Annotated in this window: 13 protein-coding genes and 1 pseudogene; 6 read left to right on the top strand and 8 right to left on the bottom strand. The window is 70.4% G+C overall.

Annotated elements, in window-relative coordinates; translation table 11 throughout:
* Positions 1 to 28: 28 nt before the first annotated feature.
* Entirely contained in the window at positions 29 to 775 is a 747-nt protein-coding gene (locus CRM89_RS23695; protein ID WP_060593771.1) for a hypothetical protein, read from the bottom strand.
* Between the two features lie 136 nt (positions 776 to 911).
* On the opposite strand from CRM89_RS23695, the pseudogene acs reads away from it, so the two are divergent.
* The 4 genes and pseudogenes from acs to CRM89_RS23675 all read left to right on the top strand — a co-directional run bounded on the left by acs (position 912) and on the right by CRM89_RS23675 (position 5753).
* Positions 912 to 2860, top strand: a pseudogene (gene acs, locus CRM89_RS23690) (acetate--CoA ligase).
* Between the two features lie 165 nt (positions 2861 to 3025).
* Positions 3026 to 4276, top strand: coding sequence for a Na+/H+ antiporter NhaA (nhaA, locus tag CRM89_RS23685; protein WP_011206883.1), 1251 nt, complete (start codon positions 3026 to 3028; stop codon positions 4274 to 4276).
* A gap of 33 nt (positions 4277 to 4309) precedes the next feature.
* On the top strand, positions 4310 to 4816 hold the full coding sequence (locus CRM89_RS23680; protein WP_011206882.1) for a phage holin family protein: 507 nt from the start codon (positions 4310 to 4312) through the stop codon (positions 4814 to 4816).
* Positions 4817 to 4820: 4 nt separating this feature from the next.
* Positions 4821 to 5753, top strand: a complete 933-nt coding sequence (locus CRM89_RS23675) for an alpha/beta fold hydrolase (protein ID WP_011206881.1) — start codon at positions 4821 to 4823, stop codon at positions 5751 to 5753.
* A 3-nt stretch (positions 5754 to 5756) separates the two neighbouring features.
* Here the strand turns inward: CRM89_RS23675 and CRM89_RS23670 are convergent, their stop codons facing one another.
* The 4 genes from CRM89_RS23670 to nth form a co-directional block, all read right to left on the bottom strand.
* Positions 5757 to 6950 carry a MarP family serine protease gene (locus CRM89_RS23670; RefSeq protein WP_011206880.1) on the bottom strand — a complete coding sequence of 398 codons (1194 nt, stop codon included), beginning with the start codon at positions 6948 to 6950 and terminating at the stop codon, positions 5757 to 5759.
* On the bottom strand, positions 6947 to 7666 hold the full coding sequence (locus CRM89_RS23665) for a CoA pyrophosphatase (RefSeq protein WP_011206879.1): 720 nt from the start codon (positions 7664 to 7666) through the stop codon (positions 6947 to 6949). Before CRM89_RS23665 ends, CRM89_RS23670 begins: the two co-directional genes overlap by 4 nt.
* A 186-nt stretch (positions 7667 to 7852) precedes the next feature.
* Positions 7853 to 8482: a TlpA disulfide reductase family protein gene (locus CRM89_RS23660; RefSeq protein ID WP_098086285.1), complete on the bottom strand. Its 630-nt coding sequence runs from the start codon at positions 8480 to 8482 to the stop codon at positions 7853 to 7855.
* Positions 8479 to 9321 (bottom strand): endonuclease III, encoded by an 843-nt coding sequence (gene nth, locus CRM89_RS23655; protein WP_170916140.1) that lies wholly within the window; start codon positions 9319 to 9321, stop codon positions 8479 to 8481. Before nth ends, CRM89_RS23660 begins: the two co-directional genes overlap by 4 nt.
* A gap of 105 nt (positions 9322 to 9426) precedes the next feature.
* Here nth and CRM89_RS23650 point away from each other — a divergent pair, with 105 nt between their 5' ends.
* Positions 9427 to 9654 carry a hypothetical protein gene (locus CRM89_RS23650; RefSeq protein WP_098086283.1) on the top strand — a complete coding sequence of 76 codons (228 nt, stop codon included), beginning with the start codon at positions 9427 to 9429 and terminating at the stop codon, positions 9652 to 9654.
* Between the two features lie 170 nt (positions 9655 to 9824).
* Positions 9825 to 10499, top strand: coding sequence for a Crp/Fnr family transcriptional regulator (locus CRM89_RS23645; protein WP_011206875.1), 675 nt, complete (start codon positions 9825 to 9827; stop codon positions 10497 to 10499).
* 67 nt (positions 10500 to 10566) lie between these two features.
* Here the strand turns inward: CRM89_RS23645 and CRM89_RS23640 are convergent, their stop codons facing one another.
* From CRM89_RS23640 to CRM89_RS23630, 3 genes are read right to left on the bottom strand one after another with little or no spacing between them, the layout of a single operon-like run.
* Complete coding sequence (locus CRM89_RS23640; protein ID WP_041559770.1) at positions 10567 to 11358, bottom strand: MBL fold metallo-hydrolase; 792 nt, start codon at positions 11356 to 11358, stop codon at positions 10567 to 10569.
* A 52-nt stretch (positions 11359 to 11410) separates the two neighbouring features.
* Entirely contained in the window at positions 11411 to 11881 is a 471-nt protein-coding gene (locus CRM89_RS23635; protein ID WP_011206873.1) for a RidA family protein, read from the bottom strand.
* A 9-nt stretch (positions 11882 to 11890) separates the two neighbouring features.
* Positions 11891 to 12046, bottom strand: a complete 156-nt coding sequence (locus CRM89_RS23630; RefSeq protein WP_011206872.1) for a DUF4177 domain-containing protein — start codon at positions 12044 to 12046, stop codon at positions 11891 to 11893.
* Between the last annotated feature and the right edge of the window lie 88 nt (positions 12047 to 12134).

The raw sequence follows: 12134 nt of genomic DNA, 5'->3' as shown, positions 1-12134 counted from the left end.
GGCAGCGCCGCCCGCTTCGATGTGTCCACTAGCTCGCCGCGGCGTCGGCGATGGACGTGGCCTCCCGCGCGCCGTCCTCGAGAGCGCCGCAGCACAGGATCACCCAGCCGCCGACCCCACTCGGATCCCCCGTGGCGAACGCGGCCGCGGCGTCCAGGTAGGCCTGTCGCCGGCGCAGCCAGAAGACCTCCGGCACACCGAGGCTGTGCGGGTCCAGGCCGCTGGCCACCGTCGCCAGCCGCGAGGCGGCGCGCGCGACGATGCCGTCACCGCTGCCGAACGGTCGCAGGGCGAGCAGTTCGCCGTGCACCACGGCGGCGATCACCGGCGCGGGCGCGTGGGTGGCCTGCAGGGTCTGTACGAGCAGATCGAGGCGTTGCGCGACGCCCGGATCGGTGCGCGGGCGGCCCAGCGACTGCTCGTCCTCGACCAGGTCGGCGGCGGCGAGCAGGTGCAGCCGGGCCAGCGCCTGCAGCGGCGCGCGCTGCCACACGGCGGTCAAATTGCGGAGCGCGTCGCCGTCGAGTGCCTGGCCGACGCGCAGGGACCCGGCCAGGATCGGGTCGGCGACACGGCCGTCGGCGGGGATCTCGGTGCTGCCTCCCTCGATGGCCGCCGAGGACCGCGCCGCGCGCACCGCCGCCTCCGCGGCCGTCGTCGGCCAGCCGCGGAGATTCGCCCGGTGCCGGTGCACAGCCGCCAGCGCATCGCGGGCACGGTCGGCGGCGTCGCGCACACCGGGCAGGTCGACGAGGGGCTGCAACGGATCGCTCACGGGGTACGAGGCTACTGGCGCGGCCCGTTCCGACGTGCCGACAGGTGACCGAATCAGTGGGAGGAGACGGGCGCGGCGTGGATCACAGTTGATTAATCTCGGGATGAGCCCGTGCTGCCGCGAGGAAAGAGTAGTGATGACCGAAACCACCGCTGATCATCGAGAGTCGTACCCGCCGTCGCCGGAGTTTGTTGCCGGGGCCAATGCTGATGGGTCGTTGTATGAGCGGGCGCAGGCTGATCGGTTGGGGTTCTGGGCCGAGCAGGCCCGCCGCTTGTACTGGCACACCCCCTTCACCGAGGTGCTGGACTGGTCCCAGGCGCCGGTGGCGCGCTGGTTCGCCGACGGCCGACTCAACGTCGCCTACAACTGCCTGGACCGCCACGTCCTCGACGGCCACGGCGACCAACCGGCCATCCTGTGGGAAGGCGAACCCGGCGACACCCGCACCCTGACCTACGCCCAACTGCTCACCGAGGTCTCCAAAACCGCCAACTACCTCACCGAACTGGGCCTGAACACCGGCGACCGCGTCGCGATCTACCTGCCGATGATCCCCGAAGCCATCATCGCCATGCTCGCCTGCGCCCGCCTGGGCCTGCCCCACTCGGTCGTCTTCGCCGGCTTCTCCCCCGCCGCCCTGCGCCAACGCGTCGACGACGCCGCCGCCCGCCTGATCATCACCAGCGACGGCCAATACCGCCGCGGCACCCCCACCCCCCTCAAAACCGCCGTCGACGAAGCCCTCACCGAACCCGGCCACACCGTCGAACACGTCCTGATCGTCAACCGCTGCAACCTCGACATCCCCCTCACCCCCGGCCGCGACCTGTGGTGGCACGACACCATCGCCCACGCCCCCACCCAACACACCGCCCAACCCCTACCCGCCGAACACCCCCTGTTCATCCTCTACACCTCCGGCACCACCGGAAAACCCAAAGGCATCCTGCACACCAGCGGCGGCTACCTCACCCAAGCCGCCTACACCCACCACTACGTCTTCGACCACAAACCCGGCCACGACATCTACTGGTGCACCGCCGACATCGGCTGGGTCACCGGCCACTCCTACATCGTCTACGGCCCCTGGCCAACCGCGCCACCCAATCCTCTACGAAGGCACCCCCAACACCCCGACGAACACCGCCACTTCCACATCATCGAAAATACGGCGTCACCATCTACTACACCGCCCCCACCCTCATCCGCACCTTCATGAAATGGGGCCGCCACATCCCCGACGCCCACAACCTGACCAGCCTGCGCCTACTCGGCTCGGTCGGCGAACCCATCAACCCCGAAGCCTGGCGCTGGTACCGCCACGTCATCGGCCGCGACACCACCCCCATCGTCGACACCTGGTGGCAAACCGAAACCGGCGCCATCATGATCTCCCCCCTCCCCGGCATCACCCACACCAAACCCGGCGCCGCCATGACCCCCCTACCCGGCATCAGCGCCCAAGTCGTCGACGACGACGCCAACCCCGTGGTCCCCGGCGAAACCGAAGCCAACGGCTACCTCGTCCTCGACCAACCCTGGCCCGCCATGCTCCGCGGCATCTGGGGCGACCCCGACCGCTACCGCGACACCTACTGGAACCGCTACCACACCCACGGCTGGTACTTCGCCGGCGACGGCGCCAAAATCGACACCGACGGCGCCCTCTGGGTCCTCGGCCGCGTCGACGACGTCATGAACGTCTCCGGCCACCGCATCTCCACCGCCGAAGTCGAATCCGCCCTCGTCGCCCACCCCGCCGTCGCCGAAGCCGCCGTCGTCGGCGCCACCGACCCCACCACCGGCCAAGGCATCGTCGCCTTCGTCATCACCAACACCACCACCAACCCCCACACCACCCCCGACCAACTCATCACCGACCTCAAAACCCAAGTCGCCCAAGAAATCAGCCCCATCGCCCGCCCCCGCGACATCCACATCGTCCCCGAACTCCCCAAAACCCGCAGCGGCAAAATCATGCGCCGACTCCTCCGCGACATCGCCGAAGGCCGCCCCCTCGGCGACACCAGCACCCTCGTCGACCCCACCGTCTTCGAAGCGATCCGCGCCGAGAAGGCATAACCGCACCCTCGGGGAACCACGGCCGGCGACGAGTTCGCCGGCCGTGTTCGTTAGACTTGCTACCGGTGTGCCGGGAAGCCTGGTCGGCGTGTGGTCGGCGGCTGCGTCCCCGCAGGGGGTGCGGCGGCGGCCGCGGATTCCTGTCCGACCGGCCGAGAGGTACCCGTGATCACCCGCGTTCGCTCCGAACTCACCCGCTACCTGCGCACCGAGACCGTCGGTGGCGCCATCCTCCTGGTGGCGGCCGCCATCGCGTTGCTGTGGGTGAACTCGCCGTGGGGCGACAGCTATCTGCGGATGACCGAGACCGTGCTGGCGATCGAGCCGTTGCACCTGGAGCTGACGCTGGCGGACTGGACCAAGGACGGCCTGCTCGCGGTCTTCTTCTTCGTCGCCGGGCTGGAGCTCAAACGCGAACTCGTCGTCGGTGAGCTGGCCGATCCCAAGCGTGCCGCGTTGCCCATCATCGCCGCCGTCGGCGGTGTCGTGACCCCCGCGCTGATCGCCGCGGTGATCGGCCACGGCGCACCCGGTATGGACAAGGGCTGGGCGATCCCGGTGGCCACCGACATCGCCTTCGCGCTCGGTGTGCTGGCGCTGACCGGCTCCCGCATCCCCGCCACCGCCCGGGTGTTCCTGCTGAGCCTGGCCGTGGTGGACGATCTGCTCGCGATCATCCTCATCGCCGTGCTGTTCACCGTGGGGGTCTCGCTGCTGTGGTTGCTCGCGGCCGCGGCCTGCATGGCCGGCTGGTGGCTGGCCCAGCGCCGCCGCCTGCGCACCCCGCTGGTGTACGTGCCGCTGGCCCTGGTGACCTGGTACGCGCTGCACGAGGCGGGCGTGCATCCGACCCTGGCGGGTGTCGCGCTCGGCCTGCTCACCCGGGTGCGCCCCGACCCGGACGAGGAATGGGCGCCCGCGGCCCGACTCGAGCACCTGATCCAGCCGGTGTCGGCAGGTATCTGCGTGCCGCTGTTCGCGCTGTTCGCCGCGGGTGTTCCGCTGAACGCGACGGTGTTCGGGGAACTGTTCACCGATCGGCTCGCCCTGGCCGTGATGCTCGGCCTGCTGCTCGGCAAGACCATCGGCATCTTCGGGATCAGCTGGGTGGCAATCCGATTCGGGCTCGCCACGCGCCCGTCCGGGCTCGGCTACCGTGACATGTTCGCCCTCTCGGTGCTCGGCGCCATCGGTTTCACCGTCAGCCTGCTCGTCGCGGAGCTGGCCTTGCCCGACGGCGACACCGTCGAATTGGCCAAGGCCGCAGTCCTGATCACCTCCTTGGCGGCCTCGCTGGCCGGTTCGGCGCTACTGTTGCGGCGTGGGCGTGTCCATCAGGCCAGACAAGACGCCCTCGAGCTACAACCGGACGAGGGCGACGCGAGCGACCCGTCGGAAGGCGGTAGCCTCCGTTAGCAAAGTGCCGGGACAGGGAGAAGGGTCGACCAAGTGAGTTTCACCCAGGGCGGTAACGGGAACGACGCGCGCAGCGGGAGCACGGTGAGCTCGATTCCGTTGACGGATGCCAATCCGCCCGGCTCCGCCAGCTTCGGCGCGCTGGTGCGCGACGCCGCCGAACAGATGTCGACCCTGGTGCGCGCCGAAGTCGAGCTCGCCAAGGCCGAGGTCACCGGTGAGATCAAGAAGGGCCTGCAGGGCAGCGTCTTCTTCATCCTCGCGCTGACCGTGCTGCTGTTCAGCACGTTCTTCTTTTTCTTCTTCCTCGGTGAGCTGCTGGACGTGTGGCTGGCGCGCTGGGCGGCCTTCCTCATCGTCTTCCTGCTCATGATCGCGGCAACGGCGGTGCTCGGCTTCCTCGGTTATCGCCGGGTGAAGAAGCTGCGCGCCCCGGAGAAGACCATCGATTCGCTCAAGCAGGCCCGCACGGTGCTGCCGAGCGGTTTCGGCCAGGCGGCGCACGAGGATCACCTCGTGCTGGAAAAGCGCACGAACTAGCAGCGTGTCGCCGACCCCGCCCGATCCGTCCACCGTCCGCTACGACGGTCCGTGGACGCATCGGGACGTTCACGCCAACGGCATCCGCTTCCATGTGGTCGAAGCGGCGCCGGAGCGCACGGACGCGCCGCTGGTGGTGCTGTTGCACGGGTTCGCCGACTTCTGGTGGTCCTGGCGGCACCAGTTGACCGGCCTGGCCGACCTCGGCTATCGCGCCGTCGCGGTGGATCTGCGCGGCTACGGCGATTCCGACAAGCCGCCACGCGGCTACGACGGCTGGACGCTGGCCGGGGACGTCGCCGGGTTGATCCGGGCGCTCGGCCACACCGAGGCGGTGCTGGTCGGGCACGCCGAGGGCGGGCTGGTGTGCTGGGCGACGGCCGTGCTGCATCCCCGGCTGGTCCGGGCGATCGCGCTGGTGAGTTCACCGCACCCGGCCGCGCTCAAGGCCGCGGTGCTGACCGACGCCCGGCAGCGGCGGGCCTGGCTGCCCGCGTTCCTGCGCTGCCAGCTGCCGCGGCTACCCGAGCACCGGCTCACCACCGCCGACGGCTTCGAGGTGGAACGGATGCTGCGCCGACGGGTCGGCGCGCAGTGGGCGGGGACGAGCGAGTTCGTCGACACCGCCCGCCGCATGCGCACCGCGATCCGCATCCCCGGCGCGGCACATTGCGCGCTGGAGTACCAGCGCTGGGCCTTCCGCAGCCAGTGGCGGCCCGACGGTCGCCGTTTCATGGCGACGATGCGGGATCCGATCGACATCCCGGTGCTGTCGCTGCGCGGCGAACACGACAACTACCTGCTGCGGCCCACCTTCCATCGCGGCCATCGGTGGGCGCCACACCGGCGGCTGGTCACCGTGCCCGAGGCGGGACATTTCGCCCACCAGGAGAACCCGGACGTGGTGACCACCGAACTCGCCAAGTTCCTGGCCTGAGCCTCAGCTCAGCACGCAGCCCCCGGTGTCGACCGGCAGCGTCGCCCCGGGCGCGGCCTCCAGCTCGGTGCGCACCTCCGACAGTGTCAGCACGTAGCCGGTGTCGTCGTCGGTGACGGCCGCGCCGAACACCACGCCGAGCACCTGGCCCTGGGTGTCGACCAGCGGACCGCCCGAGTTACCCGCGCGCACCAGGCCGCGCACCGTGTACACCTCGCGTTCGACGGTGCCGTTGCGGTAGATCGTCGGACCGGTCAGATCCAGCGTCTCCCGCACGCGCGCCGCGCTGGCGGTGTACGGGCCGCCGCCGGGGTAGCCGAGCACGATCGCGCTGTCGCCCGAACGCGCCGCCGCGGATGCCTGTGGGATCACCGGTGCGGTGAGGCCGGGCACCGCGAGGACCGCGATGTCCTTGGACGGATCGAACAGCACCACGCTCGCCTCCAGCGGGCCGCGCGCGGTGTCCACCGAGACGCTGGTCGTGCCCGCCACCACGTGCGCGTTGGTCATCACCCGTTCCGGCGCGATGACGAAGCCGGAGCCCTCCAGCGCGCGCTGGCAGCTGGGCGCCACACCGCGGATGCGCAGCACGCTCTGCTGCAACGAGGCGGCGACGGGACTGGCCAGCACGCTCGGGTCCGGCGGCTCGACGGCCGCGATCGGCGCCCGGCCGAACGGTCCGATCACATCCGGCAGCCCGGAGGTGTTCAGCAGCCGGGAGAACTCGTTGGGTACCTTGCGCAGCCAGTTCGGGGCGACCTCGTTGACGTCGGCCAGCACGCGGGAGCCGTTGATCGCCGAGGCGATGGCCGGCTGTGAGGAGGTGGCCAACGGCAGCGCCAGCAGCCAGGCGATGACCAGCACCGCCACCGCTTGCAGCGCCGCGCCCACGATGCTGTCGACGCTGCGGGTGAACGGATGCCGCATGCCGCTGCGGGCCGCGCGCCCCAGCACCATGCCCGCCACCTCACCGACGATCACCAGCACCACGATCAGCAACACCCCGGTGAGCACCCGGGTACGTCCCTCGTCGACGTGGACGAGGATGTGCGGCGCGATGAGGATGCCCGCGACGGCGCCGAGCACCACGCCGAGGAAGGCCAGCGCCGAGGCGACCGCACCCTGCCGCCAGCCGGAGGCGGCGGCGGCCAGCGCCAGCACCACCACGACGACGTCGAGCCAAACCGACGAACTCATAGCGACATCCCCACCGCAGCCAGTGCTTCCTCCAGGTCACGCACGTCGGTGCGATCCCACTCGATCTCCCAGCCCGCGCCGCTGATCAGCCCGGCGAGAATGCCGCCGGTCAGGCCCCAGACGAGCATGCCGTCGACCTGGAAGGCCGGGCTCTGGTAGCCGAAGGAGCTGCGGACCAGGAACCGGTTGGCGGGGTCGAGCAGCTCGGCCATCGGCACCCGCACCACCCGCTCGGTCTCGGCCGGGTCGACCACCCGCACCTCGCTGGGCTCGCGCCAGTACGCCACGACCGGTGTGACGTCGAAGCGCGACGGCGGCACGAACAGCTTCGGAAGCGTGGCCACCGGCTGCACGCCGGCGCGCAGCAGGCCGGTTTCCTCGGTCGCCTCCCGCAGCGCCGTGTCGACGGGATCGCGGTCCCCGGGATCGGTCGCGCCACCGGGGAAGGCGACCTGCCCGCGGTGCTGGCGCATGGTGGCCGCGCGCTGGGTGAGCAGCACGTCGGCGTCGGCGGGCAAACCGCCCGGCGCGCCCGGGTCGGGCTCGGGTGAGCCGCCGAACAGCACGAGCACGGCGGCCTGGCGCGGTTCGGCGGTGAGCGTCATCAGCCTGCGTACCGCACGGGCCTTGGACAGCGAGTCGACGGGGTCGAGGGCACCGGGCTCGACGGCACGGCGCAGCCACGCGGGCGTGTCGGCCGGGATCTCCAGGGTCATGCCACCGCTCCCGGCCTGCGCAAACGCACGGGTGCGACGCCACCGCCGCGGTGTCGTCTCGCCGCCGGATCGTCGGCCCCGCTGAACGCGCGCACCATCACCTCCACAACCGTTCTGTCCGCCCGCAACAGACGCTGCGAGATGTCTTGTCGTCTCGACCTTCTCACGAACCGGTCTCCGCCGCGTTCACATCGGCACCCCGAGCGCCCGCTGCACGGTCGCGGCGATGTCGTCGACGCCGGTGAACGTGCGCACCACGACCTCGGCGACGGAGCCGTCCGGCCGCACCAGCACCGAGATCGGCAGCACCGCGGGCGCACCGACCGCGGCGCGGACGCGGGCGTCGGGGTCGAGCACGCCCGGCAGGTGCACGTCCAGGCCGGTCAGCCGGGACAACGCCTTGGCCTCCTCGGGATCGCTGTGCACGGTGAGCACGGTGACCCGGTCGCCCACCCGGCTCGCGTACTCGCGCAGATGCGGCAGTTCCTCCGCGCACGGACCGCACCAGTAGGCCCAGAGGTTGAGCAGGCCGGGTTTGCCCGCGAGCGCGGCCGCCAGGTCGACCGGCGCGCCATCGGCCAGGCAGGTCGGTGTCAGCCCCGCCAGCGGCCCCGCACCCACCGCGCCCGGCGCGGGGCCGGGACACGGCGCGAGCGCGGCATCGGCACGCAGCTGCGCGGAGACGGCACCGCCGGTCGGTGCGCCGCTGCCCGTCGCGGGCTCGCCGGCGTCGCGCGGCCACAGCGCGACCGCGAGCGCGACCACGGTGATCAGCCCGGCCAACGCCAGCCGAACCCAGACCGGCACCCGACTCACAGGCCGACCATCCCCAGCAGGTGCTCGCGCTCGGGCCCCTTGACCAGCTTCGCGGCCGCCTCCGGCTCGACCGGGCCGAGCCCGAACGAGGGGCAGTCCTTGGCCAGCACGCACGCACCGCACGCGGGTTTGCGGGAGTGGCAGACCCGGCGACCGTGGAAGATCACCCGGTGCGAGAGCATCGTCCAGTCCTTGCGCTCGATGAGCTCACCGACGGCGTGCTCGACCTTGACCGGGTCCTCCTCGGTGGTCCAACCCCAGCGGCGCACCAGGCGGCCGAAATGGGTGTCGACGGTGATGCCGGGCACGTCGAAGGCATTGCCGAGGATCACGTTGGCGGTTTTGCGCCCGATTCCCGGCAATTGCACCAATTCTTCGAGGGTGTGAGGTACTTCACCGTCGTACTTCTCCACCAGTGCCTGGCCGAGCCCGATGAGCGAGCTCGTCTTGTTTCGATAGAAACCGGTCGGCCTGATGTATTCCTCGAGTTCGGTTCGATTCGCCTCGGCGTAGGCACGCGCGTCGGGATATCGGGCGAACAGCGCCGGTGTGGTCATGTTCACGCGCTCGTCGGTGCATTGCGCGGAAAGGATTGTGGCCACCGCCAATTCGAGCGGCGTGGTGAAGTCCAGCTCACAGTGCGCATCCGGGAACGCGCGGGCCAGCGTGCGATTCATCCGACGGGCCCTGCGCACCAGCCCGAGCTTCGTTTCCGCTTGTCGGGACCGGGTTTTCCGCTTCGGCTCCGCGGATTCGGCAGCGCCGGCCGACGGTGCGGCCGACCCCGCACCGGCACTGGACGACCCGCTCTCGACGGCGGACGACGGGGACACACGCACCCGTTCACCATACGGAATCGGGGTGACAGCTCGCCCGGCCAGCCGGACCGCGTGTTCCATCCGAGACCTTCACCGTGTTTACTCCTCGATATGCAAGGACTCGCTGTGGTGCTCTTCCCAGTGGTGTTGATGATCTTCGCCCTGGGTATGGAGCGGCTCGAGAATCGGCTCCGCAAACTTCTCGAACCGGACCCCGAGGTTCAGCACTACCTCGACAAGGCCAGCAACGCCGAGGTGAACGAGCTCACCGAACTCGGCCTACCGGCGGCCGCGGCCAAGATGCGCAAGCGCCGCGCGCGCGGCGGCGAACTCGACGTCGCCCGCGCCAGCTGACCCCGCCGCGGGGCCGCGCCCACGCCCGGTCCCGCCCCTCGTCCCCCTCGACACGGATTCCACTTGTAACGTGGTGTCTGTCACTACCCCGGCGCAGTGCCGCGTAGACTGCGCTTTTGGCCGATTCGCTTCGGTCCAGGACAGAGCCATTTCCCATAAGGAGCACATTCGTGGACGAGGCCCTCGCCAGAGCAGGCATCTTCCAAGGCGTAGAGCCCACCGCGGTGGCGGCGCTCGCCAAACAACTGCAGCCGGTGGACTTCCCACGCGGCCATGTCATCTTCAACGAGGGTGAGCCCGGCGACCGGCTGTACATCATCACCTCGGGCAAGGTGAAGATCGGCCGTCGTTCCCCGGACGGCCGGGAGAACCTGCTGACCATCATGGGCCCGTCGGACATGTTCGGCGAGCTGTCGATCTTCGACCCCGGGCCGCGTACCTCGACCGCCACCACGGTCACCGAGGTCCGCGCCGTCACCATGGACCGCGACGCCCTCAAGTCCTGGATCGACCAGCGGCCCGAGATCGCCGAACAGTTGCTGCGGGTCCTCGCGCGCCGCCTGCGCCGCACCAACAACAACCTCGCCGACCTGATCTTCACCGACGTGCCCGGCCGCGTGGCCAAGGCACTGCTGCAGCTCGCGCAGCGCTTCGGCACCCAGGAAGCGGGTGCCCTGCGGGTCACCCACGACCTGACCCAGGAGGAGATCGCGCAGCTGGTCGGCGCGTCCCGCGAGACCGTCAACAAGGCGCTCGCCGACTTCGCGCACCGCGGCTGGCTGCGCCTGGAAGGCAAGAGCGTGCTGATCTCGGACTCCGAGCGGCTCGCCCGCCGCGCTCGCTGAGCATCGAGCACCGTACGGCCCGGCGGATCCGCGCGCTCCACTCGGATCCGCCGGGCCGTCGTGCGTGTCAGCCCCGGCTGCGCAGATAGTCCAGCTGAGCCTGCACCGAACTGCGCGCCGCCGGCCACAGCCGCTTGTCCACATCGGCGTACACCTTGCGGACCACCGCCATCGCACCCGCGTCCGCGCCCAGCTCCCGCAGAGCGGCACGCACCTGATCCAGACGTTCGTGCCGGTGCTTCACGTAGTACTGGGCGACCGGCGCGAGGTCGGCGTGGTCGGGTCCGTGCGCGGGCAGCAGTGCCTTGCCCGACCCCTCGGCCAGCAGCCGATCCAGCGAATCGAGGTAGTCGGCCAGCGCACCGCTGCGCGATTCCAGCACGGTGGTGCCGCTGCCGAGGATCGTGTCGCCGGTGATCACCGCGTCGTCGAGCACGAAACTCACCGAGTCCGAGGTGTGGCCGGGCGTGGCCAGCGTCCGGATGCGCAGACCGGCCGCCTCCAGCACGGCGTCGTCGGCCAGCGGGGTGTCCCAGCCGTGCAGGTAGCCGGGGTCGGCCGCGGTCACCGGCGCGCCGGTGAGCTTCACCAGCCGGTCGATGCCGCCGGTGTGGTCGTGGTGATGGTGGGTGATGAGCGTGAGCGCGATGCGGCCGTCGGTCGCGGCGAGAATCGCCTCGGTGTGCTTCTTGTCCTTGGGCCCCGGGTCGACCACCACGTATTCGGTGGCGCCGGGCGCCCGCAACAGCCAGGTGTTGGTGCCGTCCAGCGTCATCTGGCCCGGGTTGTCCGCCAGCAGCACCGCCGCAGTCGGCGTCACCTGACGTACCCGGCCGTATGCGGGATGGGTCAGCGTCATCGCTCTCACCTCGGTTTCCTTGCCGTCCAGCGGGTTTCTCCGGACGGAAAACTCAGCCGCGCACCTCGACGACGAGTTCGACCTCGACGGGCGCGTTCTTGGGCAGTTCGGCCACCCCCACCGCCGAGCGCGCGTGCACGCCCGCTTCTCCGAACACCTCGCCCAGCAGTTCCGAGGCGCCGTTCACCACGATCGGCTGGTCGGTGAATCCCGGTGCGGAGGCGACGAATCCGACCACCTTGACGATCCGCGTCACCTCGTCGAGCGAGATGAGATCGTGCACGGCGGCCAAGGCGTTGAGTGCGCAGAGCCGGGCGGCCTCCTTGGCCGTCTCGAGCGACACCTCGGCGCCGACCTTGCCGACCGCGGACAACTCACCGTCGACGAAGGGGAGCTGTCCGGACGTGTACACCAGCGAACCCGTCCTGATGGCCGGGATGTAGGCCGCCACCGGCGCCGCCACCGCGGGCAGCGTCACGCCGAGCCGGTCCAGGTTCTCCCGCCACCGCGTCGCCGATTCCACCGCCGCCGCCTACTGCTTCGGGCGCTTGAGGTACGCGACGTGCTGCTCGCCGGTCGGGCCGGGCAGCACCGTCACCAATTCCCAGCCGTCGGCGCCCCACTGGTCGAGGATCTGCTTGGTCGCGTGCGTGAGCAACGGCACGGTCGCGTATTCCCATGTGGTCATGGAGTGAGTGTATGGGCATCGCGTTCGGGCACAATTCCCGCCACCACACCTGTGGTTACGGCGGGAATTCCCGGCGAGTTATAGGCTC

The sequence above is a fragment of the Nocardia sp. FDAARGOS_372 genome (genome assembly GCF_002554515.1).
GTDB lineage: Bacteria > Actinomycetota > Actinomycetes > Mycobacteriales > Mycobacteriaceae > Nocardia > Nocardia farcinica.
The sequence above is the reverse complement of the archived record's forward strand: the minus strand, read 5'-3'. Positions and strand labels throughout refer to the sequence as shown.